Genomic DNA, 23,082 nt, shown 5'->3' on the forward strand with positions numbered 1-23,082 from the left:
GGCCTCAAGTGTCGGGCGTGGCCGGCGTATCGGCCGATCGCTGTGCTTGCCAGCGCGGCTCGGTCGGGCCGCTGGTCGCGGCGGGCCAGCCCTCGCGCTGCGCGGCGCGGTTGCCGTCGTGCACTTCGGTCTGGTCGTGCACGAGTTGGACCTCGGTATCGTAGGGCATATCGATCCCGGCCGCGTCGAGCGCTTTCTTGACTGCCGGAATCACCTGCGCTCGGACTTTCACCACATCCGCGCGACGGCTGTCCGTCCACCAGCGGGCCCGGATATTCACCGAACTGGCGGCCAGCTCCCAGGGCAACGCTTCGGGCGCGGGGTCGGCTTCGATCTCGTCGACGGTGGCGAGCGCTCGCCGGATGACGTCACAGGCCGCGTCGAGGTCGTCGCCGTAGCCGATGCCGATATCGTACTGGCTGCGGCGTTTTTCGTGGGCGGTCTTGACCAGGACCGCGTTGGTATAGATATCGCTGTTGGGAATGACGACTCGCTGCCCGTCGTAGGTACGAATGATCGTGGCACGCGTCTCGATGCGTTGTACCGTGCCTTCGAACCCGTTGACCTCGATCTGGTCGTTGGTCTGGAAGGGCTGGCGCAGCAGCAGCAGGAGTCCGGCCAGCCAGTTCTGCAGGATGTCCTTGAAGGCGAAACCGATCGCGATCGAACTCACGCCAAGGCCGGCGATCAGGTCGCCGGGGTGCAAGGTGGGAATGACCACCGTCGCGGCGAGCAGAAAACCGGCGATCAACACCACCCAACGGATGAAGCCGCCGAGCACGTCGCCCAGATTCTCGCGATCGGCCCGGCCGAGCTGCCGGATGATCAGCCGCCGCGCCAGGAGCGACAGGCCCCAGAACAACAGCATGATGACCACAGCCACCAGAATATTGGGCAACAGACGGATCGCACCCGTTATCCAGTGCTCGACCCGGACCAGCGCCAGATCGAGGCTCATGTCCGCCGGCGGCGTTGCAGCGGTGTCGGAGATAGCCATGATGAAAAACGTCGATTGTGCGTGATTGAATAGCCTCGACAGCCTATCAGGTCGTTGCCAGCCCGCTGTGCATCACTCGATCCAGCGGCCCGGCGGCACCAACCGGCGACCTGCGAGCACGGCCGCGTGAGGTTCGTGTCGCACATCCACCGGGGCCGGGCGTCGACCGTGCGGAGCGTACAAGACACCGCGTCGCCGTTTGTCGTAACCGTGTCGACTGTCCGGCGTGTCTAACCGGCGCCTATCGTTTGGCGCAGGTCTTATTCGGGCGCTCCGGCGCCGTGGTCGTCATCATCGATCGGCGCGAGGCCGGCGGCGATCCGCTCGCGCATCGGCTCGTAGCGCGCGGGCAGTTTGAGCGACTGTCCGAGATGCGCGGTGTCTTCGTCGCGGTCGAAGCCCGGCTCATGCGTGGCCACTTCGAACAGCACGCCGCCGGGCGTACGGAAGTAGATCGCCCAGAAATAATCGCGGTCGATCACCGGCGTCACCTGGTAGCCGGTATCCAGCAGGGCGGCACGCACGTCCGCCTGGGCCGACCGGTCGGCCACGGCAAAGGCGATATGGTGTACCGAGCCCGCGCCCTGGCGCGCGGCCGCTGTTTGCGGCTGCGCGGCCAGGTCGATCGTATCGGCGCCGTTGCCGCCCGGCAGCACGAGGCGGGTGGTATGGCCGGCGGACTCGGTTTTTTCATAGCCCATGAACTCGAGCAGTTCACGCTCGGCGCCGATATCGCGCAGGCACAACTGTGCGCCGGCAAAGCCGCGGATGGCCGCCTCCGCCGGTACGACGTCGCCGGTCCAGCCGGTGCGTGTATCGCCGGGTGCTTCGACCAGCGAAAAACGATCGCCGTCCGGGCCTTCGAAGCGCAGGCGCCCGACGCCGAACAGCGCCTCGCGCGCCAGTGCCGTTACGCCGCACCCGGCCAGGCGTTCGTGCCAGTAATCCAGCGCGCCCTCGGGCACCGCAAACCGGACATCGGCTACCTCGCCCACGCCCGCCTGTCCGCGTGCGGCGTCGGGAAAGGGGAAATAGGTCATCACCGAACCCGGCGTGCCCACTTCGTCGCCGTAGTACAGGTGATATACCTCGGGGGCATCGAAATTCACCGTCATCTTGACCCGCCGTAGCCCGAGCGTATCGGTAAAAAAGCGGTTGTTCCGGCGGGCATCGGCTGCCAGCGAGGTGATGTGGTGGACGCCCTTGATCTGGTCGAGCATGACGATTCTCCGGTGGCGGTCCGCGCGCCGCGCAACAGCGCGGGCGATGAAAACGAACAGGCAGTCAATCTAGCAACGGACAGGCCGATTACCGAACCGGTATGGATACGCGGGCGCTGACGCGTCCGCGATGTTGTCTCTTGCGGGCCGGGTGCCTCCCACGCCGGCGCGCCCATCGGTGTGTCATACCCGCTTCGCGATTGCGGCCATCGCCGGCGGGCTGGGCTTCAGCGCCCGTGCGTGAGGCCGACAACATGTACACAACAGACGTGCGCATGCGCGTGCTGCAACGCTGAAAACCCTACCATCGCCCCGGCCGGTTCGGCATGCCGAACCGGCCGGGGCGAATAGACGGCCGGCTGCGACGACGATGCATGAGAGGCGTATTCAATTGATGACTCGAGCCGGTTTGGCAGTCGCCATCGTTCTGGGTACGACCGGCGTCGCCTATGCGGATGGTCTTGCCCATACGATTGGCCGCGTCTTTGGCGATTTCGGCGGCGGCGTGGGGGAAGCCGCGATACAAAGCGTCCGTGACAACCAGGCGCGATGGGTCACCATCGAGCCTCGAACCAAGGCGGACTGCCTGAGCGAATCCCACGGGGTGATCAATTCGACCTATGTTCGTTGCCGCCACGGCCGCCAGGAGTTGACGCGGTTCGACTCGGACGGGGGCCGGGTGGTGCTGAGCGAGCGGGCGATTCCGGAGTGGTGATCGGCGGATGCCCGCGCCGACGGGCACCTGGCCATGACGACCGGATTGCCGGAATCGGGAGAATTGCCGGATTCAGGTCGCTATATAGTTCTGGATATATGGCGTCTAATGGGCGGTCGGTATCCACCAGGCATTCAATATGTTCTTTGGCATTCTCGCAGTCCTCTGCGCTGGTTTTTTCGCCGGGGCCGCAGCCTATATAAGCCTCGTGCAGCAGCCAGCCGCGCGAACGCTCGGTACGGCCGGGGCAGTCAGATTCTTCGGCCCCATGTACGCCAGAGCCGCGCCCTTTCAGGCTTCGCTGGCACTCATCGGCACGCTATCCGCCCTGGTTTCGTGTTCTTTGGGCAATGGCTGGCTCTGGTTGATCGGTGCCGTTTGCCTGGTCGCCGTCGTGCCGTTCACGCTTGTGGTTATCAAACCCACCAACGACCGACTGAAAGATCCCGGCCTGGATGGCTCGTCCGAAGAAGCGAACAGATTGCTCGGCAGGTGGTCTGGTCTTCATGCATTGCGTATTGGAGCCAGCATTGTCGCGTTTGTGATCTTCGTCATCGCGCTTGCCCGAATATGAGGGCCAGGTCGCCGACCGAATCGCCAACGCCGAGCGCCCAAGGCGTTGCCCGGCCTCGGGTGTCCTTTCCAGACAGCGGCAGTATCGACGACGCAGGGATGTCTGGGTCGCCGTGACCGGCCTGCTAGCGGCGTGTTCATCGGTGCATGACGGTGGATCGATCGCAAAGGCATCGACCAGTGCCTCGGACCCGGTGGCGACCACACGCCCATTGCACCCGGGCACCTTCGTTGGTGCCAAGGCGTCCTGCGCCGCCCCGCCGTTTGCCGCACTGCGGGTCTACAACGGGAACGGATTCGACGGCGCCCATTCGCATGCGTGCCGGGCGCGTGTGATCTTTGAAGACGAAGACCGGGTCATACTGGCCAACCGCTGTATCGACGCGGCCGCTGACACTGACGTTCGTGGATGCCGATCATTTCGTCATTGGCTCGGATACGGCAGCGCATGCATATCGGCGTTGTCCGGTGAACCAACTCCCGCCGAGTCTGCGTCGGCGTGCGTCCACCGGACAGTGATCGCGGCTGCGACACCCGTCGACAGCGGCCCGTCAACCGACGAGAGAGCCGGCTCCCACTTCGGCGGATAACCAACGCCGCGGTTAGCCGTTCGGTCGGAATAGGGCCCGGCTCGACGCCATGCGCGGTCGAGCCTGGAACGCGTAGCGTGCGCGCCGGCCTGTTCACGTCGCGCCAGATGCGCGCTGTTCGCGGTGTCGACACTCGCAGAACGTCGTATCGGTTCAATGGGCGGCGAGTGCTATAAATAGCTCATCATCAAGACGCTTCGGCGTCGTCAGGGGAGCCGACATGTCCAATGAAAGATCCCGGTCACGTTCGGGCGTGGCCGCGGTGATGCGGCCGGTGAACACGTTCGTCGAACGCTATATCCCCAGCGCGCTGGTTTTTGCGATCGTGCTGACCTTCGTGGTCGCCCTGCTGGCCTGGCTGCTGACCGATTCGAGCGGGCTGGCGATCGTGACCGGCTGGGGCGAGGGGCTGAGCGGCCTGCTGGCGTTCATGACGCAGATGTCGCTCATCCTGCTGCTTGGGCATACGCTGGCCAACACCGGCCCGGTGCGACGGCTGCTGGCCGCGCTTGGCGGCGTGCCGGCAACCGTGTTGCAGGCGTATCTGTTCGTGTTCGTTATCGCGGCGGTGGCGTCGCTGATCACCTGGGGTCTGGGGCTGGTCGTGGGTGCGCTGCTGGCGACCGAGGTGGCGGCCCAGGGCCGCCAGAAAGGGCTGAAACTGCATTTCCCCATGCTGATCGCTGCCGGATATTCCGGTTACGTAATCTGGCATATGGGGTACTCAGGCTCCGGTACGCTGGCTGCCGCTACCGAGGGCTCGTTCATCGCCGAACAGCTCGGCTATACCATACCGATCAGCGACACGATCTTCGTGTGGTGGAACCTGGTGGCCATCGTGGCCACGATCATCGTCGTGGGCGCCGCGCTGGCCCTGGTCGCACCGCGCGGCGACGACCCGGTCATAGAACTCGACCCCGGTGCTCGAGCCGATGACTCGACGCCGGGCGCCCGGGCGCATGGCACGGCCACCCCGGCCGATCGCGTGGATGCCAGTCGTATCGTGACCACGCTGCTGGGGCTTGCCCTGGTGGCCTATCTCGTCATCCACTATGCCGGCGGCGGAACGGCGAGCCTGAATATCGTCAACTGGACGTTTCTCGCGCTGATCTTCCTGCTGGTGCGCAGCCCGTTCGAGCTGACCGCGCTGATCAAGAACGCCGCCTCCAACGTGGGCGAGATTCTGCTGCAGTTCCCGCTGTATGCCGGAATCATGGGCATCATGACGACCACCGGGCTGATCACGGTGTTCTCCAACGCCATGGTGAGCATTGCAACGCCGGCCACGTTCGGCCTGCTGGAATTCCTCTCGGCCGGCATCGTGAATTTCTTCGTGCCCTCGGGCGGCGGCCAGTTCGCGGTGCAGGGTCCGATCATGCTCGAGGCGGGCAAGGCGTTGGGCGTCGACCCGTCGGTCACGATCATGGCGCTCGCGTATGGCGATCAGTGGACCAACATGATCCAGCCGTTCTGGGCGTTGCCCGTGCTGGCGATCGCGGGGCTGAACATGCGGGATATTCTCGGCTATACGATGGTGACCCTGATCGCCTCGGGCCTAGTGTTTGCCGTGACCCTGTTGCTGGTCGGCGCGGGCGTGTAGAGCGGATCTGTTCGAATGTCCTGGTGCTCTGGCGTGAGATGCAGCGCGAAGTAGTCGCGCCGCCGAACTCGTCAAAGCCGTAAGACGGGCCGCTTAAACCCCGCGTCTTGAGTCGACCACGCAGGCGGATTCTCACTTGAGCTTTCGCACGGCTGTGCGAGGCACTTTCATTAGCTTGTCCAGGTAAGTCACCCAAGCAAACGACACCCTGTCTGGCGTCGATGCTTCGCATCGATCCCCTGCGCTGCTCGCCCGTCCGGGGCGCAGACGGAACTCGCCGCGCTGCGCACGACTCAGACACCCGTCTGCTTTATCCCCGGCCGTGCTCCGCTGCTCGGCGCTAAGCCCGAGGGGACGAATACAGCATCTGACCCCACCGACGCGCGTCTGTATTAGGCCCCGTGTGGAGCGAACGAGAAGCGCAGTGCCGAGGGGTGTCCGGCGCACTGCGCCGGTGCGGCCAGCCTGTCTGAGCGTCGCCCAAGCGATGCGAGTTCTGGTCGCATCCCTTCGGTATGAGCATCGGAGTGGTTCGGCGCACGGCAGCGCGAAACGAGAGTGCCGTTAACTCGTGAGTGCGGAAAACGGGTGGCTTAAACCCAGCGTCTGGAACCGACCACGCGGGCCAATTTCAACTTGGGGTTCGCTATTTCGGCGCAAGCCGTTGCGAGCTGGGCGTGCGTTGACATACGTCCCAACGGCACCCTATGTTGCGTGGTAGATATAGTTACCGCAGATCGGCTGCCGAGCCGTCTGGTCGGGTTGTTCGTTCGCAAGAGTTGGCCGTATTGCGTTACCACCGGCCGGTGGAGTTCCGGAATCCGGCCGACCGCGATTGTTGCATTGTGCCGGGTGCCGGCGCCGTGGTTGCAGGGGAGTGTCATGACGAATGAATCGGATTCCAATCCCGCGCTCAAGCGCACGCTGACGCTCTCGTCGGTGGTGATTCTGGGGGTGGCCTGGGTCACGCCGCTGATCGCACTGGCCACCATCGGCATCATCATCCAGATGTCCAACGGCACCGCACCCACGGCGTATCTGATCACGCTGCTGGCGATGGTGTGCACGGCGTGGAGCTACGGGCGCATGGCGTCGGTCCATTATCAGAGCGCGGGTTCGGCCTATACCTATGTCGGCGAGGAGATGGGCCCGCGCCTGGGTTTTCTCACCGGGTGGCTGATCCTGCTGGATTATTTCTTCATACCTTTGGTGGTATGGCTGATCGGCGCCGCCTACCTGGCCGCCCAGTTTCCGATCATCCCGATGGGGGTCTGGATCGTGGCCTTCATCGTGCCGACCACGCTGCTCAACGTCATCGGAATTCAGGTGACCGCACGGGCGAACTATTTGCTCGTGGCGTTCCAGCTGCTGGTGATCGCCATTTTCGTGGCGTTGAGCCTGGGTTATTTCGCCGGCCACGACACCGGCAGCACGCTGCTTTCGCCGTTCGCCAACGATACGACCACGATCGCTGCCCTGGCGACCGCGGCGGCCGTGGCGGCCTATTCCTTCATCGGCTTCGACGGGCTGACGTTGCTCACCGAGGAGACGATCGACCCGAAACGCACCATACCGCGGGCGATGCTGATCGTGGTGGTGTTCTTCGGCGTGCTTTTCGTAGGCGTGTCGTGGACGGCGCAGCTGATCCATCCCGGCGTCGAATTCGCCAACGTCGATTCGGCCGCGCTCGAGCTGGCCCGCATGGTGGGCGGCAATCTGTTCAACGCCGTGGTGCTGGCGGGGCTGATCGTCGGCCAGTTCGCCTGTGGTCTGGCCATTCAGGCGGGTGCGTCGCGTCTGCTGTTCACCATGGGCCGTGACGGCACGCTGCCCAAAGCGCTGGCTTATGTATCGCCGACCCGACGCACACCCGTGGTCAGCATCGTGCTGATCGGCCTGACCGGGCTCGCCGGACTGTTCGTGGATGTCACCACCTCGGCATCGTTCATCAACTTCGGCGCGTTCAGCGCCTTCACGCTCGTCAACCTGAGTGCCATCGTGCACTACGGGCGGCACCGGCCGAGCCGGGGCATCGGGGCGGTCGTCGGCTGGATCGTCGTGCCGTTGGCCGGCGTGCTGATCGACGGCTACCTGTTGCTGAGCCTGGGCGCGGATGCCCGCATCATCGGTGTGGTCTGGCTTGCGCTGGGCGTACTGTGGCTGGCCGTGCTCACGCGCGGGTTCCGCCAGCCGCCGCCCAAGCTGTCGCTGGACAGCGAGACGCTGAACTGATGCCGCACGGCCAGACAATCCGCCCGGGCGCGATGCCGGGCGCCCACGTGTCCTCATCGTAGAGAGTTCGATCATGGCCCAACACGAATTGACGGTCGCATTGGCCCAGCTGACACCCGCCCTGCGCGATCCGGCGGCCAATCTCGCCCGTATGCAGGATGTCATTGCTACACACGCCGAGACCGACCTGGTCGTGTTTCCCGAGCTGTTCTGGGGCGGTTATACGACGACCGGGCTCGAGCCGCTGGCCTGCGATCCGCACGGCGGCGCGTTCGCCGAGCTGGCGGCATGTGCGGCCCGCCATGGCACGGCGGTGCTGTTCGGCGGCGCCGAGGCGGTGGAAGACGGCTTTGCCAATTCGGCGTTCTTCATCGATCAGGAGGGGCGGCCGGGCGGCACCTATCGCAAGGCCCAGCTGTTCGGCGACGAGAGCGCGGCCTTCGTGCCCGGGGATGAACTGCGTCTGATAACCGTGGCCGGCCACCGGCTGGGCGTGATGATCTGTTTCGATATCGAGTTTCCCGAAGTCGCCCGCGCGCTGGCCCGGGCCGGCGCCGAGGCGCTTGTCACGATATCGGCAAACATGACGCCGTTCGGCTTCGATCACCACCTGTTCGCGACCGCCCGCGCCGTGGAGAACGGGTTGCCGCATATCTATGTGAACCAGGTGGGCAAGGGCGAACAGTTCGTGTTCACCGGCGGCTCCATGGCCGTGTCGGTCGATGGCGAACTCAACGCGCGTGCCGGCGATCAGGACGAGACCGTCACCCGCGCCCGTCTGGCGCTGCCGGCGCGCAGCGAGATACGACCCGATTATCTGGCGCTGCGGCGCGACGTGCTGCCCGTGGCCGGCGGCGGCGACTGATCGTCAACCCGCACCACCCGGGCGGGCGCTGCAGGCGATGTCTGCGACGGTGTGGCGAGGGCGGCAACGCTGCAAGTGCCTACGGCTGGATTGCCGTAATATGGCCAGCCGTCATTTCCAATCAGGACCTGTCCCATGGCCAAAGCCAGTGCCCGTCATATCCTTGTCGACAGCGAAGACAAGTGCATCGAACTCAAGCATCAGATCGAAGGCGGCCGCGATTTCGCCGAGCTCGCCCGTGAACATTCCACCTGCCCGTCCGGCCGCAAGGGCGGCGATCTCGGCACGTTCGGCCGTGGCCAGATGGTGCCGGAGTTCGACGAGGTGGTGTTCAGCGCACCCGTCAACGAAGTACAGGGTCCGGTAAAGACCCAGTTCGGTTACCACCTGCTGGAAGTCACCGAGCGCGGATGACGCGGGCGGGGCCGTGCACCTGGCGTGCCGGCCCCGTTCTGTCCACCGGATGCGGCACAGCCCGGTCGCGCGGCTGCGGCCGCACGCCGGGGCCGGGCACATTCAGGACGATGCCGGCATCTGCAGCCCGTCGATCAGGATATCGATGAGGGCGGCTACACGGTCCTGCCAGTCCGGCGAGTCCTGGATGAGGCACATGCCGACGACCGCATGGAGCAGCTCGCGCGGGGCGAGCGTCTGACGAATGCTGTGCGTATCCCGACCCCGTGCCAGCAATGCCCCAATCGCCGTGACCAGCCGTTCCGAGGTCGCCTGCGAGACCGCTGACTTGGTCTCGGCCGTGATCGCCAGCGCGGACGCCATTCCGGTCTTGGTGGCAACCAGCGCCACCAGCGCATGCAGCCACGCGCGAAGCGCGGCGATCGGTTCGTGGCGTTCAGCGAGTTCTGCGGCCATGGCGACGAGATGGTCGACTTCCTGCTCGTAAACGGCCGTGTAGAGAGTCTCGCGCGACGGGAAGTGGCGGTAGAGCGTGCCGATCCCCACCCCTGCCTCGCGGGCGATGCCTTGCAGACTGGCATGCGCGCCATCGGCGGCAAACACCGCACGCGCGGCGTGCAGCAATCGCTCGCGGTTGCGTCGGGCATCGACACGTTGCGCTCGCCTGCGCGGTGTTCCCTGGTCAATAGCCATCGGAGACGTGCTCTTTACAAAGCGGAGGATCCCTCCGTATATTCGACATCAGCCGCGGAGCCGCCTGTATGCGTTGCTCTGCGAGCCCGGTTTTTCCTGCGTCATTCTACCGGAGGCAGTGCATGGCCTTGTCGATCCAAATTACTCTCAACGGCAAACGCGTGGCCGTCGAGCTCGACGATGTACGCGTCACGCTGCTGGATCTGCTGCGAGAGCGGCTCGAACTGACCGGCACGAAGAAAGGCTGCGATCGTGGCCAGTGCGGTGCCTGTACGGTGCTTGTCGACGGGCGCCGTATCAATGCCTGTCTGGCGCTGGCGGCCAGCCTCGACGGGGCGAGCGTGGAGACCATCGAAGGCGTGGCCGACGGTGCGAACCTGCACCCGGTCCAGCAGGCGTTCATCGATCACGACGGCTTTCAGTGCGGCTACTGCACGCCGGGACAGATCATGAGCGCGATCGGCTTGTTGCGCGAAGCGCGCGTGCACGGCGACCCGGAGCGCGTGCGCGAACAGATGAGCGGAAATCTCTGCCGCTGCGGGGCGTATGCCGGCATCGTCGAGGCGGTGCTGGACGCCGAGCGTGCCACGCTCGGCGAGCGCAAGCGGGGTGCCGCATGAAGCCGTTCGATTATGTTCGTCCGACGTCCATCGAGGAGGCCGTGGCCGCTGCCCGTGCGCCGGATGCCGTGTATCTGGCGGCCGGCACCAACCTTCTGGATCTGATGAAGGCCGGCGTGACGCGCCCTGCGCGGGTGGTGGACATCAGTTATCTGCCGGGGCTGAATGCGATCGAGCGCGACCCGGACGGCGGTGTGCGTATCGGTGCGCTGGTGACCAACGCGGACCTCGCCCACGACGAGGCGTTTGCCGACGATTTTCCCGCCGTGGCCGAAGCGCTGCTTTCCGGTGCGTCGGCCCAGTTGCGCAACGCCGCCACGGTGGCCGGCAACCTGATGCAGCGCACGCGCTGTCGTTATTTCTATGACACGGCCAGCGCCTGCAACAAGCGCACGGCCGGTACTGGCTGTGATGCGCTCGGTGGCCACAACGATGGCCATGCCGTGTTCGGCTGGAGCGATGCCTGTATCGCGACTCATCCGTCGGATTTCTGCGTACCGTTGGTCGCACTCGATGCGGTGGTCGAGATCGCCGGCGAAAACGGTCGGCGCGATGTCGCTCTCGACGAGTTCCACCGACTGCCCGGTGACACGCCCGACCAGGAAACCGTGCTCGCCCCGGGCGAACTGATCGTGGCCGTGCGTCTGCCGGCCGAGGCCGCGGGCCTGCGAGCCCATGCGCGCTATCTGAAGGTGCGTGAGCGCACCTCCTATGCGTTCGCGCTGGTCTCCGCCGCGGCCGCATTGGCCATCGACGACGACGGCACGATCACCGATGCCCGGATCGCGCTCGGCGGTGTGGCGCCCAAGCCATGGCGGGCGCGGACGGCCGAACAAGGGCTGATCGGCTGCAAGGCCGACGCCGACGCATTCGCTGCAGCCGGCCGGACGGCAATGGCCGCTGCCAGGCCTTCGGGCGACAACGCCCACAAGATCACGCTGGGCGCGCGCGTCGTGGCCCGAGTGCTTGCGCGTGCGGCCGCCGGCACGCCCAGGGAGCTGCCGGCGCTGCCGGCTTCGCCGTTTGCCATTCAAGCCGGAGAGCTCGCCCATGTCTGAGTTCGCCCCAGTCACTGCACCGGCGCGTCAGCGCCGCCAGGCCAGCATCGGCCAGCCGATCACGCGGCGCGACGGCGTCGCCAAGGTCACCGGCAGCGCCACCTACGCGGCCGACCACCATCCGGGCGGCATGCTGCATGCCGTGATGGCTGTCTCGACCATCGCCAACGGCCGCGTCACTGGCCTCGATATCGATGCGGCAAAGGCACATCCCGGCGTAGTCGAGGTCATGACGCCCGCCAATCGGCCGTCGCTGGCCAAGGATCCGGACGATCGCGACAACCCGTTCATGTTTCGCCTGGACGTGCTGCAGAACGATCGCGTGCGCTATGTGCATCAGCCGATCGCGGTGGTCATCGCCGAGACGTTCGAGGCCGCGACCGAGGGCGCCGCGCTGCTTGCACCCAAGTACGAAAAAGAGCCGCCGCGCGTCGGTCTGGACGCAGGAGAGGCGTTCGTGCCTGAATCCGTCGGCCCGGGCGCGCCGTCGGAAACCGTGGTCGGCGATATCGAGGCGGGTCTGACGGCTGCGCAACGCCAGATCGAGGCCACCTACGAGACGCCGGCCCAGTATCACAACCCCATGGAGCCGCATGCCATCGTGGCGCGCTGGGAAGGACAGCGGCTCGTCGTCGATACTCCGAGCCAGGCCATGACCATCGCGCGCGGGCGTCTGGCCGGGCTGTTCGGCATCGACGCCGACGACATCCTCATTCGCAGCCCATTCCTGGGCGGCGGCTTCGGCTGCAAGGGGGCGATGATGAGCCCGCAGGTGCTGGGGATCCTGGCGGCAAGACTGGTCGATCGCCCCGTCAAGCTGGTGCCCACGCGGCCCCAGATGTACGGTCCGCTCGGCCACCGCGCGCCCACGCGCCAGACGCTGCGCCTGGGCATGGACGCGGCCGGCAAGCTCACCGCCCTGGCGCATCACACGCGCACGAGTTCGAGCGTGTTCGACGAATTCTTCGAGCCGGCCTCGAACATCTCGCATACGCTGTACGCGAGTCCGGCGATTTCGACCACCCATGACGCAGTACGGGTGCATACGGGCACGCCGATGTTCATGCGCGCCCCCGGCGAGGCCAGTGGTTCGATCGCACTGGAGTCGGCGATCGACGAGGCTGCGCATGCCTGCGGCATGGACCCGCTCGCCTTCCGGTTGGCCAATCATGCCGACCTGGAGCCGATATCCGGCAAGCCGTTCTCGTCCAAACGGTTGTACGCCTGCTATGCCCAGGCCGCCGAACGCTTCGGCTGGGCGGCGCGCTCGCTGGAGGCCGGTTCGATGCGCGACGACGACGGCCTGCGTGTTGGCTGGGGCGTGGGCACGGCCACTTTCCCCGTCGTGATGTTCGAAGCCGAGGCGCGCGCGACCATTCGTGCCGATGGCACCGGGGTGGTCGAGACCGGCGCCCAGGACATGGGGCAGGGCGCATGGACGGCCCTGGCCCAGATCGCGGCCGATAGCCTGCATCTGGCGCTGGACGAAACCGTGTTTCGGGCCGGGACCTCCGACCTGCCCGACGGCGGCGTTGCCGGCGGCTCGGGGCATACCGCCACGGTCGGCAACGCCATCGACGCCGCCGGTCGCGATGCGATCGCCCAACTGATCGAGCGCGCCGTGGCCGACGACCAGTCGCCTCTGTACGGCGCGGCCGCCGAACAGGTGGTCGCACGCTGGGGCCGGTTGCAGATGATCGATGACGGGGCCCGGGGCGAGCGCTATGCCGATATTCTCCGGCGTGCCGGCCTGCGCGAGATCGTTGGCCATGGCCGTGGGCGAGCCGATGCCGATGTGGCCGAGCGCTACGCCATGCACGCACACGGCGCGGTGTTCGCCGAGGTCAAGATCGATCCCGACCTGGGCCAGATCCGGGTCACGCGCCTGGTGGGTGCGTTCGCAGCCGGGCGGGTCATCAATCCGCGTATGGTCGAAAGCCAGTTCTTTGGTGCCATGATCTGGGGGCTGGGTTTCGCGCTGCACGAAAAAGCCGATGTCGATACCCGTACGGGGCGCATCATGAATGCCGACCTGGCCGAATATCATGTACCGGTCAATGCCGATATCCGGTCGCTCGAGGCAATGATCGTCGAAGAGGACGATCCCCACGTGAACGTGCTCGGTATCAAGGGTGTGGGCGAGATCGGTGTGACCGGCACGGCCGGAGCCATCGCCAACGCCGTCTGGCATGCCACAGGCAAGCGCATCCGGCGTTTTCCCATCGGTATCGCCGACGTGCTTGATGACGAGGCGTCCGCACCGTGATTGCCGGCGGACCGGGCCACGCGCGGCCTGGTCCGCCCGAGTCTCGAATCAGCGAGACAGGCGAATTGAAAATGGAGTTCTCGCGCTGCGACGCGAAGTCGTCGCGCCGTCGAACTCCTGAGCGCCGCAACACGGGCGACTTAAACCCAGCGTCTTGAATCGACCACGCAGGCGAATTCTCGCTTGGGATTTCGCACCGATGTGCGAGTGACTTTCATTTGCTTGTCCAGGTAAGTCACCCAAGCGAAGGACACCCTGTCTTGCGCCGATGCTTCGCATCGATGCCCTGCGCTACTCGCCCCTCCGGGGCGCAGCCGGAACTCGCCGCGCTGCGCGCGCCTCAGACACCCGGCTGCTTCATCCCCGGCCGGGCTCCGCTGCTCGGCGCTACGCCCAAGGGGACGAATACAGCATCTGACACCACCGACCGGCGTCTGTATTTGGGCCCCGTGTGGAGCGACGAGACGCACAGCGCCCAAGGGTGTCCGGCGCACTGCGCCGGTGCGCCCAGCCTGTCTGAGCATCGCCCAAGCGACGTGAGTTCTGGCCGCATCCCTTGTGGGCGAGCATCGCAGTGCACCGGCGTTAGCCGGCGCGCAACCCGGGTGTCTTTTCTCTTGGTTACTTCTCTTTGGACAAGCAAAGAGAAGTAGCTCGCGCTGCAGCGCGAAACCAAAGTGGCGTCTAACTCGTGAGCGCCGGAAGACGCGCGGCTTGAACCCAGGCGTCTTGAATCGACCACGCAGACGAACTTCGACCTGGGTCTTTTCGTTGCGCGCCAGCCGATCGGGCCGCCTGCCCGGCACAACGCACCCACCCGCGGGCCACGCGGTGAGCGTTAGCTAGCCTCGCCGTCGGACATGGGCCGATGCATATCGTCGCCGACGATCCTTATGCGGCCCTCAAGGCGCGTGTTGAGTTCGGCCAGCTCGACGCCGGCGTCCAGCGGCCAGTCGACGGCCAGCGTGACGCCGCGTGCGTGGTAAGCCGCGTCCACGATCGTGCCGTCGTGGGCCGCCAGCCAGGCTCGGGCCGGCTGCTCATCGGCGAAGGTCAGCGCCAGCGATCGGCGCGCGCGGGGGATGTATTGCCGTCTCGGCAGGGTGGCGAGCATCTCGCTGACCGTCTGGCCGTAGGCACGGGCCAGGCCGCCGGTGCCGAGTTTGATGCCGCCGAAGTAGCGAATGACCACGCAGGCGATACGCCCGATACCGCTGCCGTGAAGTACCTGGTACATCGGGCGACCGGCAGTACCACCGGGTTCGCCGTCGTCGGCAAAGCCGATGGCCTGATCCTCGCCCGGTGCGCCGGCGATAAACGCCGAGCAGTGGTGGGATGCGTCGGGGTATCGTCGGCGCGCCCGGGTCAGGAGCTGTTGTGCCTGCTCGGCGTCGTCGACGCTCGCACACCAGCCGATGAAGCGGCTTTTCTGGACCTCGAGCGTTGCTACATGGGGGTGATCGATGCTCGCGGCCGGCACGGGATAGCGCATCGGGTCGGCTCCACTGGCTGGGTGATGATGAAACGCCGGCCTAGGATAGGCCGGGCGGCCACCGCCCGATCACCTTTTTCGATCCGCGGCCCCGCAAATGCGCTGCGCGTCGATTCGTACACCGTATGGCCTGCGCGCCCAAAGCGAGCGCCCGTGTCAACGATGACCCTTGAAAGGTCCCTTGTCGCCACGATTGGGCCGCGCCTTGCCGTAGGCGGTGTACTTGATGGCCTTGAGAGTCTGCCGGGGCAGCTTCTGCTGGGATTTCTGCTTGGAGCCCATGGTATCGAATCGCCGGTGGCTGGAAGAGACCCTAAAAACGCGCTCGGCAGCCGCTCGGTCGCGCGCCGGGCCGGCTATTGTGCACGACCCCGCTCAAGAGCACGCGCGCCGGCGCCCTCGTGGCGCCCTCGTCGTGTGATTCCTGGGAAGACAGCGGCGACGATCAGGTTGTCCCGCCCGGGCGTGTCGGCCCGGTCGAGCCTAGGCGGTGTTGTAGCGCGCGGGCAGGATGCTACGGGCGAGTACCAGGCCGACAGCGATCGCGGCGAACAGCCAGCCGCTCCAAAGCGTGCCATCCAGGCCGTGCCATTCGATCAAGCGGCCGCTGAGGGTAGTGCCGCAGACCGTGCCGAAATTTGCCGAGGACACGAACAGGCTGGTGGCGAACGCGGGCGCATCCGGGGCGGCCGAGATCAACCAGACCTGGCAGACAATCAGCCCGCTGGTATGAACCGCGCCCCACAGCAGGCAGATCGGCAGCATGTCCCACAGCGAACTCGAGGTGAACCACGCGAGCACTGCGTATGCGAAGGCGAGCATGACCGGATACGTGAGCACGGTCGGGACCAACCGCCGGCTCAGCCAGCGCCCGGCCAGAAGATTGCCGGCGACGCCGCCGATGCCGAAGACTACTAGCAGCAGGCTGATCAGTTCACCGTCCAGCCCGGTCTTTTCGCTCAGGTAGGCGGCCGCGTAGCTGTATACGGAGAACATCGCTGCAAACACCGCCACGGTGGCGCCGATCGATAGCCAGACACGGTTGCTGCGCAAGACATGCAGCGCGCCGGCGCGTTCGGTGGGGCCGGGCCCGGGGGCAGCTGGCAGCATGAACCAAAGGCCCAGTGCAGCGACCAGGTTCACCGCGGCGGCGAAATAGAACGCCGCGGCATAGGAAATCCGTGCATCGATCCAGGTCGACAAGGGTACCCCCAGCACCAGGCCCATGCTGGTGCCGATATAGGCCATGGTCGTTGCGTGGGTCGCGCGCTCGGGCGGGTACAGCGAAGCGGCCGTGGCAAACGCGACCGAAAAGAACACCGGATGCAGCAGCGCCGACGGCACGCGCAGCGCCATGAGAACGGCATAGTTCGGTGCCCATGCGCTCAGCAGACTGCAGAGGCTGAACACCAGGAGGGTGCCAGTGAGCACCCGACGCCGATCAAGACAAGCCAGCCAAACCACCATGACAGGTCCGGCGGCGGCCACGATCAGCGCGAAGAAACCCACCACGCGGTCGGCCTGGTCGACGCTGACGTCGTAGCGGTCGACGATGGAGGGCAATACTCCCACGACACCGAACTCCACGACATAGAGTCCGAACAGTCCGAGTGCGATGAACGACAAAGGGCGTCCCGGCGTCATGGGCATCCTGGGGGTACAGAGGCCCATGGCAGGGGCGCGATTAGGAAAGCGCGCACCCTAATGAGGGTTGCCGCACGGAAAAACCGGGGTTAGCGTCCGCGTACTCCGGACATATATGTCCGCAATCGGGACCGGCATGGACCGCATCAACTCACTCGCCCTGTTCGTGCAGGTTGCCGACACACGCAGCTTCGTTGCCGCCGGCCGTCACCTGGCACTGTCGGCATCCGCTGTGGGCAAGAGCGTGGCGCGACTGGAAAAGCGGCTCGGCGTGCGGTTGTTCCATCGCAGTACTCGCAGCATGACCCTCACCGCCGAAGGCAGGCTGCTTCTAGCGCGCAGCCGCCGCATACTGGCCGAAGCCGAGGCCGCGGAAATCGAACTCGCGCAGGTGCGGGACGCGCCACGCGGCCGGCTGCGGGTGAGTCTGCCGTTGATGGGCTCGCTCGTGCTGCCGGTCCTGTCGGATTTCATGCAGGCCTACCCGGATATCCAGCTCGATCTGGATTTCTCGGATCGCATGGTCGACGTCATCGACGAGGGCTTCGATGTGGTTCTGCGGGTCGGCCGACCGGTGGATTCGCGGCTGGCGAGCCGCCCGCTGGGCGAGTTCGCGATCCGGCTGGTGGCTTCGCCGGGCTATATCGAACGGTACGGTAAGCCTCGGCAGCCGAGCGATCTGGCGGATCACCGCTGTCTGCACTATCGCTACCCGCATTCCGGCAAGCTCGAGCCTTGGCCGCTGGCCGAGCCGGCGGCCGTGCCGGTCACGATGACCTGCAACAATATCGAGACGCATCCGCGGTTGGCGCTCGACGGGCTGGGCATCGCCTGCCTGCCGGATTTCGTGGTGCGCGAATCGCTCGACCGCGGCAGCTTGCGACCGATGCTGCCCGGCCGGGCCGGACGTACCGCCATGCTGCATGCGCTCAGGCCGGCCGGGCGACATCCGGCGCCGAAGGTTCGTGTGTTTGTCGACTATCTCCGTACGCAACTCGGCCGTGTTCTGGATACGGGCCCGATTGCCACGGGGTAAGGCATGCCCGCGCCAGGCGGATTCATGATGGGGCAGCTCGGGATCGCTGCGCATTGGAAAGGCGGCTCCGCGTGCGGAGCCGCCCGTATCGGTCGGGCCGGCGTCGAGCAGCCGGCCTGTGGTCCGATGGTTTAGACCGCGTCGGCGTTCTGACGACGACGGAAGCCCAGGGCGCCGATCACCAGCGCGAGGCCGGCCGCGAACATGCCCATCTCGGAGGGTTCCGGTACGGCCTGGCTGGATTCCACGGTGACGTCGGCGTTCTGCAGCTGGCCGCTGTCGAAGCTGCCATCGGCGCCGAAGCTGGCGTTACCCAGCGCGATCACGGTGTTGGTGAAATCGAAGCTGGTGTCTTCGGATAGGCCGAAGTAGCGCGCCAGGTCGGCGTTGAACTCGTCGCTGCCCGAAAGCGTGGCGGTCAGACTGTCCTGGCCATTGCCGGTGACCAGCTGCGGGGCTGCATCGGCGCCGCCGTCGAAGCTGCCGCTGAACAGGTTGCCACTGGCCACTTCGTTGCCGTTGCTGTCGATGGCCGAACCGCTGAGCGTCAGGTTGCCGCCGCCGGCGAAGGTCCAGATGTTGTTTTCCGTGCCTTCGCTGAGGTTGTTGCCGGTCTGGAAATCGATCATGCAGCCCGAGCAGGTCAGGGTGCCTTGGTTGCCTTGCGGGGCGGTGGCCCCGTTGAGGCTGATCTCGCCGAAGGAAATACCGGAACCCACGAGCGCGCCGCCGTTGCCGTCATAGCTGACCGAACCTTCCGGCGACTGGGCCTCGGACTGGTCGAAATTGACCACGGCCGCCGAAGCGGAAAGGCTCGCGCCAAAGGCGAGGGCGGCGGCCGAGGTCACGGCGATTGTCTTGAACTGCATTAATTCTCCTTGAATATCATTGACTCATCAGCCGGCCACGAATGGTTGCGGCCGTCCGACTCGGCGCCTCGTAGGGCAAGAATCGTTCCGATCGTGGATGAGACAGGAGAATGGGTGCCAAGTATTTGTTTATGATGATCAATATCTATCTCGCTTGCAGATGCGCAGTGGTCGGCTCGGGGCAGGGTGTTAGATGAATCGACGCCCGCCTCGCCTCGATTTCGCCCGCGACCCAAAGCGTGTTAGATGAGCCGACACCGGATCGAGCGCCGCGCCGCTGAACCGCCGTCGCCGCGCGTATGGGCCAGCAACGCCCTGACAGCACGTGATAAATTATTCGGCGCAATACGTGACCAGTTGACACGCCCATGACGACCGAGCCGCAGCAATCCGACTCCTTGGTGGGGGCCAAGTGGTGTTATTTCCTGCTCGCGTTTCCGGCCGCAGCGGCCGTAACGACGCTTTTCGGCATGGGGATGTCGTCAGGGCCCCAGAATCGGTTCGAAGGCTCGGGCGGGCTGGACGTGCTCATTGGCATGCTCATGGCTTACGGCATCATCCTCGCCGTGATCTGTGCCAGTTACCCTGCCTTCCGCGGCCGGCGGCGTACGTTGTATATCGCCAACGGCGTGCTGGCGCTGATGAGCGCCTGGCTGCTATGGCAGCTCGGCTCACATGGCTTGATCTGACCGCCCGGCGTCAGCGCTTGTCCGGCTCGGGCCGTCGGTGCGGGCGTAGTCCATCAAGCGTGGCTCATCGGCGGTCAGGTGCAGATCCAGCATGGGGTCTGACAGGGTGCTTGTCAGGATATCGATCAGTCCGGTGACGGTGTCCGCGTTCAGGTATTCGCCCAGCGCAATCGGCAAGCGGCCGCACAGGCCGGACGGGCCGCCGGCGCGCGCGACGTCGGCAGGCCCGGGATGGCTGATGGCATCCAGTGCCAGAGCGAAGGCCAGCGCATCGGTCGTACCGATTGAAAAATGTTCGGCGAGATGGCCGGGACAGACATCCTGCAGCAGGATGTTGGCCACCCGCGGATTGTCCTGACCGAAATCCAGCGCGGCGGTCGGCACCGGGCTGACCGGCTGTACGAGTTCGTCGTAGCGCGTGTACAGGCTGGTGTAGTCGATATCGCCCGGCGTTTCGTCACCGGCGTTCACAGCGGTGGTGAAATTCGCGTCCCGCTCGAACTGGAGCAGCCCGGCCGGGGTCAGCCCGTCGAACAGGCCCAGCGCCGAGGTGAACAGACCCAGCCCCTGAGTCACCGGCAGTACCGCCGTCACCGGCGCGCTGGTGCCGTGATTGGGCCCGGCCAGCAGGACGAAATCAGCCACGGCATCGCGGGCTGACGGCCAGTATTTCAAGGCCCAACGGGGCATGGACGCGCCCTGGCTATGGCCGATCATCGCCACGCGCCGGCCGGTCTGCGCATGGATCGTGCGCAGCGCGTGCACGATATATTCCGCCGAAATCTGTTGATCGCCCAGACCACGATCCGGATAGGTCACCACACAGACATCGAAGCCGCGCCGTGCGAGCTGTGGTGCGTAGAAGATCGAGAACTCTTCGGTGCCGGTCACCGTGGTGCCGTGAACGAGCAGTACCGGCGGGCGGTCCTCATGCACGAACGGAGTGCAGGACAGCGACTCGTCCAGTGCGGCGCCTCGAATGTGCAACGGCGGCTCGTCGGGGAAGGCCGGTACGGTCTCAGCCGCGGCCGTGCGCGAGGGCGTCGGGATGAGGCCGATCGCCAGGACGGCCGTCAGAACAGACAGAATAGAGCGGCGCATGGACGATCTCCCCATTGCATGCGTTTTCTTGTTCTAAGCGAAAATCTATCCTTTCAGATCGATCGGCGCAAATCCGGCGCCCGTCCGATGCGCGCATCGATGCCATGAACGCAGGCGATCAGCGGGTGCGTCTTGCCCGAGACGAACGGCCGGCGCGTGTCAGCGATAGAACCGCTCGTTGAGCAGCGTGTCGATCTCGTCATAGAAGCCCGCATACCGCTGGGCAGCGCTTGCCATGATCCTGGACAGCGCGGGTACGGGTTCGCGTTCGGCCAGGGTGGCGGCCATGTAGTGCTGCTGGTCGACGGCGCCGAGCAGCCGGATGAGCAGGCCGCGCTCGAAAGCCTTGCCGGTGTCGCCGACCACGGGGGCGAAGCGCTTGAGCGTGGCCTTCTTCTGGGCATCGCGTGCGGCCTTGATGATGGGCGGATCGACCGTCCGGTCGAGCGCCAGCGCCGGGAAGTCGGCGGTGAGGCTTTTCAGGCGCTCGGCGAGCTGTGCGCTGTATCCCGTCACGTCCTCGACCACTCGCTGCACGTCGTCGGATTCGACTTTCACATAGAACAGCTTGTCGACTTCTGCCAGCGCGCTCGCACTCGAGTAGAGATCGCTATATCCATCGTTGAGCTGATCGCGTGGAGACTCGACGCCGGCCTGGGCACGGCCGGTGTTCGAGCGGTCTTGCCCGGCCAGCGTGGCGCAACCGCTGAGGGCGCTCGCCAGCCCGACGACCAGCAGCAGCGGCATCGCAATGAGACGCAGCCGGCGAAGTCTGGCGTGATGCGGTGATTCCATGGCATGGCCTTACGCAGGTGACGGCTCCGGTGATGCGAAGACCGTCTTGGAAGACAGGGTCGATGGTCGCCGGCCAGTAGATCAGACGTCGCCCGATCCGTCATGGTCGATGGCTGGGCTCCGGCCCGGCCCGGCCGAGTTCTGGCGGACCGGGCGGCACGCTAGAATGACACCGTGTTCAACGTATCGCAGCCGCTGCAGAGCGCTTGTAAATGGCCTGAGAGAAGACAGCCCATGAAGTACCTGTTCGTCGCCCTGTTGTGTTTTGCCTCGGTCGCCCAGGCCGTGGACAACCCTGATCGGCCGGATCACCTCGGCGCGTTCCATGAACGCATGACGCCCTACGAGCAGCGTATCCGCGCTGCACAGACCACGGCCGACATGAGCCAGGCTTCCACCGATATGGCCAGTGCACTCGACGACGAGCTCAATACGGCCTACAAACGGCTCATGGCCGAGCTCTCGCCGGAACAGCAATCGGCGCTGCGCACCGCTCAGCGGCACTGGCTGGCTTATCGGGATGCCGAATTCGCGTTCCTCAACGATGTCTTCACCCGCGAGTCGCACGGCACCTCGGTGGTACTCACGGTCGGCGGTGCCCGCAACGCGCTCGTCTACGAGCGGGCCGAGGAACTGTGGTCGTATCTGCAGCAGCTGTGAGTCGCCCGCGCACCGCGGCCGGGATGGATTGGTGTATCGCGCCATGAATTCGCAGGATCTGGAGCGGCTGGTGACACGAACCATGCCGTTCGGCAAGTACGAAGGTCGTGTGCTGGCCGATCTGCCAGGGCACTATCTGAACTGGTTCGCACGCGAAGGATTCCCAAGCGGCGAAATTGGCCGTCTGCTGGCGCTCATGCAGCATATCGATCACAACGGTCTCAAGCCGCTGTTGGAGCCGCTGCGCCGGCGCTGACACGATACGTTCGCGGCGGTATCCTCGGCGCTTCGAGTCTCGACAGGTCGATCATGGCAATACTCAAGATCGCACGCATGGGGCACCCGGTACTGCGCCGTATCGCCGAACCGGTCGAAGACCCGAGCGCACCGGAGATACAGCGCCTGCTTGCAGACATGGCCGATACCCTGGCCGATGCCCAGGGCGTGGGGCTGGCCGCACCCCAGGTCTTTGTCAGTCGCGCGGTGATGATGTTCTTCGTACCGGCGAGCCGTGTCGAAGACGGCGCCGGGGACGACGTCCCCCTGACGGTGCTGATCAACCCCGAAATCGAGCCGCTCGACTGCGACGAGGTCGGCGGCTGGGAAGGCTGTCTGTCGATTCCGGGGCTTCAGGGCTATGTTCCGCGCTGGGCGCGTATCCGCTATCGCGGGCTCGGCGCCAGCGGCCAGCGGATCGAGCGCGAGGCCGGCGGCTTTCATGCCCGGGTGGTCCAGCATGAATACGATCATCTGCAGGGCATTCTGTACCCCGAACGCATGACCGACATGACCCGGTTGGCGTTCAGTGAGGAACTGCAGCGCCACCCGCCGGACGACGATACCCGCGCCTAGCCGCGGGTCACCCCGGGCGTCCACTCGGCCGACAAGACCAGCGCCCGCTCCGGTGGCGATCGAAGAAAAATGCCTTGGTTGACCGTCGACGGTTTGCAGAC

23 protein-coding genes are annotated in these 23,082 nt (G+C 65.7%); 14 read left to right on the top strand and 9 right to left on the bottom strand.

All coding sequences use genetic code 11. From position 1 onward, the window contains the following. Positions 1 to 4: 4 nt before the first annotated feature. Entirely contained in the window at positions 5 to 997 is a 993-nt protein-coding gene (locus T31B1_RS02620) for a mechanosensitive ion channel family protein (RefSeq protein WP_353247905.1), read from the bottom strand. Between the two features lie 260 nt (positions 998 to 1,257). Beyond that, on the bottom strand, positions 1,258 to 2,217 hold the full coding sequence (locus tag T31B1_RS02625; protein WP_353247906.1) for a VOC family protein: 960 nt from the start codon (positions 2,215 to 2,217) through the stop codon (positions 1,258 to 1,260). Between the two features lie 409 nt (positions 2,218 to 2,626). On the opposite strand from T31B1_RS02625, the gene T31B1_RS02630 reads away from it, so the two are divergent. From T31B1_RS02630 to T31B1_RS02655, 6 genes are all read left to right on the top strand, one after another. After that, positions 2,627 to 2,932: a hypothetical protein gene (locus T31B1_RS02630; RefSeq protein ID WP_353247907.1), complete on the top strand. Its 306-nt coding sequence runs from the start codon at positions 2,627 to 2,629 to the stop codon at positions 2,930 to 2,932. 139 nt (positions 2,933 to 3,071) lie between these two features. After that, the gene (locus T31B1_RS02635) at positions 3,072 to 3,506 is read left to right on the top strand and encodes an anthrone oxygenase family protein (protein ID WP_353247908.1); all 435 of its coding nucleotides are present in this window, start codon (positions 3,072 to 3,074) and stop codon (positions 3,504 to 3,506) included. 809 nt (positions 3,507 to 4,315) lie between these two features. After that, positions 4,316 to 5,695 carry a short-chain fatty acid transporter gene (locus T31B1_RS02640; RefSeq protein WP_353247909.1) on the top strand — a complete coding sequence of 460 codons (1,380 nt, stop codon included), beginning with the start codon at positions 4,316 to 4,318 and terminating at the stop codon, positions 5,693 to 5,695. 882 nt (positions 5,696 to 6,577) lie between these two features. Continuing rightward, a complete protein-coding gene (locus T31B1_RS02645; protein ID WP_353247910.1) occupies positions 6,578 to 7,927 on the top strand; it encodes an APC family permease in 1,350 nt (449 codons plus the stop codon). Positions 7,928 to 8,000: 73 nt separating this feature from the next. After that, a complete protein-coding gene (locus T31B1_RS02650; RefSeq protein WP_353247911.1) occupies positions 8,001 to 8,792 on the top strand; it encodes a nitrilase-related carbon-nitrogen hydrolase in 792 nt (263 codons plus the stop codon). A gap of 135 nt (positions 8,793 to 8,927) precedes the next feature. Then, positions 8,928 to 9,206, top strand: coding sequence for a peptidylprolyl isomerase (locus tag T31B1_RS02655; protein ID WP_353247912.1), 279 nt, complete (start codon positions 8,928 to 8,930; stop codon positions 9,204 to 9,206). 102 nt (positions 9,207 to 9,308) lie between these two features. On the opposite strand, the gene T31B1_RS02660 is transcribed toward T31B1_RS02655, so the two are convergent. Continuing rightward, on the bottom strand, positions 9,309 to 9,899 hold the full coding sequence (locus T31B1_RS02660) for a TetR/AcrR family transcriptional regulator (protein WP_353247913.1): 591 nt from the start codon (positions 9,897 to 9,899) through the stop codon (positions 9,309 to 9,311). 122 nt (positions 9,900 to 10,021) lie between these two features. Between T31B1_RS02660 and T31B1_RS02665 the strand changes: the two genes are divergently transcribed. From T31B1_RS02665 to T31B1_RS02675, 3 genes are read left to right on the top strand one after another with little or no spacing between them, the layout of a single operon-like run. Further along, complete coding sequence (locus tag T31B1_RS02665; protein ID WP_353247914.1) at positions 10,022 to 10,519, top strand: (2Fe-2S)-binding protein; 498 nt, start codon at positions 10,022 to 10,024, stop codon at positions 10,517 to 10,519. Further along, positions 10,516 to 11,577: an FAD binding domain-containing protein gene (locus T31B1_RS02670; protein ID WP_353247915.1), complete on the top strand. Its 1,062-nt coding sequence runs from the start codon at positions 10,516 to 10,518 to the stop codon at positions 11,575 to 11,577. Before T31B1_RS02665 ends, T31B1_RS02670 begins: the two co-directional genes overlap by 4 nt. Then, positions 11,570 to 13,843: a xanthine dehydrogenase family protein molybdopterin-binding subunit gene (locus tag T31B1_RS02675; protein ID WP_353247916.1), complete on the top strand. Its 2,274-nt coding sequence runs from the start codon at positions 11,570 to 11,572 to the stop codon at positions 13,841 to 13,843. The genes T31B1_RS02670 and T31B1_RS02675 overlap by 8 nt, the downstream gene beginning before the upstream one ends. Before the next feature lie 838 nt (positions 13,844 to 14,681). On the opposite strand, the gene T31B1_RS02680 is transcribed toward T31B1_RS02675, so the two are convergent. The 3 genes from T31B1_RS02680 to T31B1_RS02690 form a co-directional block, all read right to left on the bottom strand. Next, on the bottom strand, positions 14,682 to 15,335 hold the full coding sequence (locus T31B1_RS02680) for an IMPACT family protein (protein ID WP_353247917.1): 654 nt from the start codon (positions 15,333 to 15,335) through the stop codon (positions 14,682 to 14,684). A gap of 156 nt (positions 15,336 to 15,491) precedes the next feature. Beyond that, positions 15,492 to 15,617: a hypothetical protein gene (locus T31B1_RS02685; protein ID WP_353247918.1), complete on the bottom strand. Its 126-nt coding sequence runs from the start codon at positions 15,615 to 15,617 to the stop codon at positions 15,492 to 15,494. 201 nt (positions 15,618 to 15,818) lie between these two features. Continuing rightward, positions 15,819 to 16,979: an MFS transporter gene (locus T31B1_RS02690; protein WP_353247919.1), complete on the bottom strand. Its 1,161-nt coding sequence runs from the start codon at positions 16,977 to 16,979 to the stop codon at positions 15,819 to 15,821. A 136-nt stretch (positions 16,980 to 17,115) separates the two neighbouring features. On the opposite strand from T31B1_RS02690, the gene T31B1_RS02695 reads away from it, so the two are divergent. Next, entirely contained in the window at positions 17,116 to 18,015 is a 900-nt protein-coding gene (locus tag T31B1_RS02695) for a LysR family transcriptional regulator (RefSeq protein ID WP_353248728.1), read from the top strand. 131 nt (positions 18,016 to 18,146) lie between these two features. Here the strand turns inward: T31B1_RS02695 and T31B1_RS02700 are convergent, their stop codons facing one another. Beyond that, positions 18,147 to 18,884, bottom strand: coding sequence for a PEP-CTERM sorting domain-containing protein (locus tag T31B1_RS02700; RefSeq protein WP_353247920.1), 738 nt, complete (start codon positions 18,882 to 18,884; stop codon positions 18,147 to 18,149). A gap of 368 nt (positions 18,885 to 19,252) precedes the next feature. On the opposite strand from T31B1_RS02700, the gene T31B1_RS02705 reads away from it, so the two are divergent. Further along, positions 19,253 to 19,573, top strand: a complete 321-nt coding sequence (locus tag T31B1_RS02705; protein WP_353247921.1) for a hypothetical protein — start codon at positions 19,253 to 19,255, stop codon at positions 19,571 to 19,573. Here the strand turns inward: T31B1_RS02705 and T31B1_RS02710 are convergent. Both T31B1_RS02710 and T31B1_RS02715 read right to left on the bottom strand, forming a co-directional pair. Then, entirely contained in the window at positions 19,556 to 20,674 is a 1,119-nt protein-coding gene (locus T31B1_RS02710; protein WP_353247922.1) for an esterase/lipase family protein, read from the bottom strand. The genes T31B1_RS02705 and T31B1_RS02710 overlap by 18 nt on opposite strands. Before the next feature lie 159 nt (positions 20,675 to 20,833). Next, positions 20,834 to 21,469, bottom strand: a complete 636-nt coding sequence (locus T31B1_RS02715; protein WP_353247923.1) for a hypothetical protein — start codon at positions 21,467 to 21,469, stop codon at positions 20,834 to 20,836. A gap of 234 nt (positions 21,470 to 21,703) precedes the next feature. On the opposite strand from T31B1_RS02715, the gene T31B1_RS02720 reads away from it, so the two are divergent. Genes T31B1_RS02720 through def form a run of 3 tightly spaced genes read left to right on the top strand, consistent with a single transcriptional unit; the run spans position 21,704 to position 22,981 of the window. Beyond that, positions 21,704 to 22,129 (top strand): lysozyme inhibitor LprI family protein, encoded by a 426-nt coding sequence (locus T31B1_RS02720; RefSeq protein WP_353247924.1) that lies wholly within the window; start codon positions 21,704 to 21,706, stop codon positions 22,127 to 22,129. Between the two features lie 43 nt (positions 22,130 to 22,172). Further along, positions 22,173 to 22,385, top strand: coding sequence for a DUF3820 family protein (locus T31B1_RS02725; RefSeq protein WP_353247925.1), 213 nt, complete (start codon positions 22,173 to 22,175; stop codon positions 22,383 to 22,385). Between the two features lie 53 nt (positions 22,386 to 22,438). Then, positions 22,439 to 22,981 (top strand): peptide deformylase, encoded by a 543-nt coding sequence (gene def, locus T31B1_RS02730; protein WP_353247926.1) that lies wholly within the window; start codon positions 22,439 to 22,441, stop codon positions 22,979 to 22,981. Positions 22,982 to 23,082 lie beyond the last annotated feature (101 nt).

The sequence above is a fragment of the Salinisphaera sp. T31B1 genome (genome assembly GCF_040361275.1).
Taxonomy (GTDB): Bacteria; Pseudomonadota; Gammaproteobacteria; order Nevskiales; family Salinisphaeraceae; genus Salinisphaera.

What these genes read in the sequence shown, in the direction of transcription:
- def (WP_353247926.1), top strand. Translation starts at nt 22,439, where the DNA reads ATGGCAATACTCAAGATCGCACGCATGGGGCACCCGGTACTGCGCCGT.
- T31B1_RS02700 (WP_353247920.1), bottom strand. Translation starts at nt 18,884, where the DNA reads ATGCAGTTCAAGACAATCGCCGTGACCTCGGCCGCCGCCCTCGCCTTT.
- T31B1_RS02620 (WP_353247905.1), bottom strand. Translation starts at nt 997, where the DNA reads ATGGCTATCTCCGACACCGCTGCAACGCCGCCGGCGGACATGAGCCTC.
- T31B1_RS02690 (WP_353247919.1), bottom strand. Translation starts at nt 16,979, where the DNA reads ATGACGCCGGGACGCCCTTTGTCGTTCATCGCACTCGGACTGTTCGGA.
- T31B1_RS02695 (WP_353248728.1), top strand. Translation starts at nt 17,116, where the DNA reads ATGGACCGCATCAACTCACTCGCCCTGTTCGTGCAGGTTGCCGACACA.
- T31B1_RS02650 (WP_353247911.1), top strand. Translation starts at nt 8,001, where the DNA reads ATGGCCCAACACGAATTGACGGTCGCATTGGCCCAGCTGACACCCGCC.
- T31B1_RS02625 (WP_353247906.1), bottom strand. Translation starts at nt 2,217, where the DNA reads ATGCTCGACCAGATCAAGGGCGTCCACCACATCACCTCGCTGGCAGCC.
- T31B1_RS02680 (WP_353247917.1), bottom strand. Translation starts at nt 15,335, where the DNA reads ATGCGCTATCCCGTGCCGGCCGCGAGCATCGATCACCCCCATGTAGCA.
- T31B1_RS02710 (WP_353247922.1), bottom strand. Translation starts at nt 20,674, where the DNA reads ATGCGCCGCTCTATTCTGTCTGTTCTGACGGCCGTCCTGGCGATCGGC.
- T31B1_RS02635 (WP_353247908.1), top strand. Translation starts at nt 3,072, where the DNA reads ATGTTCTTTGGCATTCTCGCAGTCCTCTGCGCTGGTTTTTTCGCCGGG.
- T31B1_RS02715 (WP_353247923.1), bottom strand. Translation starts at nt 21,469, where the DNA reads ATGGAATCACCGCATCACGCCAGACTTCGCCGGCTGCGTCTCATTGCG.
- T31B1_RS02665 (WP_353247914.1), top strand. Translation starts at nt 10,022, where the DNA reads ATGGCCTTGTCGATCCAAATTACTCTCAACGGCAAACGCGTGGCCGTC.
- T31B1_RS02655 (WP_353247912.1), top strand. Translation starts at nt 8,928, where the DNA reads ATGGCCAAAGCCAGTGCCCGTCATATCCTTGTCGACAGCGAAGACAAG.
- T31B1_RS02675 (WP_353247916.1), top strand. Translation starts at nt 11,570, where the DNA reads ATGTCTGAGTTCGCCCCAGTCACTGCACCGGCGCGTCAGCGCCGCCAG.
- T31B1_RS02725 (WP_353247925.1), top strand. Translation starts at nt 22,173, where the DNA reads ATGAATTCGCAGGATCTGGAGCGGCTGGTGACACGAACCATGCCGTTC.
- T31B1_RS02705 (WP_353247921.1), top strand. Translation starts at nt 19,253, where the DNA reads ATGACGACCGAGCCGCAGCAATCCGACTCCTTGGTGGGGGCCAAGTGG.
- T31B1_RS02645 (WP_353247910.1), top strand. Translation starts at nt 6,578, where the DNA reads ATGACGAATGAATCGGATTCCAATCCCGCGCTCAAGCGCACGCTGACG.
- T31B1_RS02685 (WP_353247918.1), bottom strand. Translation starts at nt 15,617, where the DNA reads ATGGGCTCCAAGCAGAAATCCCAGCAGAAGCTGCCCCGGCAGACTCTC.
- T31B1_RS02660 (WP_353247913.1), bottom strand. Translation starts at nt 9,899, where the DNA reads ATGGCTATTGACCAGGGAACACCGCGCAGGCGAGCGCAACGTGTCGAT.
- T31B1_RS02640 (WP_353247909.1), top strand. Translation starts at nt 4,316, where the DNA reads ATGTCCAATGAAAGATCCCGGTCACGTTCGGGCGTGGCCGCGGTGATG.
- T31B1_RS02670 (WP_353247915.1), top strand. Translation starts at nt 10,516, where the DNA reads ATGAAGCCGTTCGATTATGTTCGTCCGACGTCCATCGAGGAGGCCGTG.
- T31B1_RS02720 (WP_353247924.1), top strand. Translation starts at nt 21,704, where the DNA reads ATGAAGTACCTGTTCGTCGCCCTGTTGTGTTTTGCCTCGGTCGCCCAG.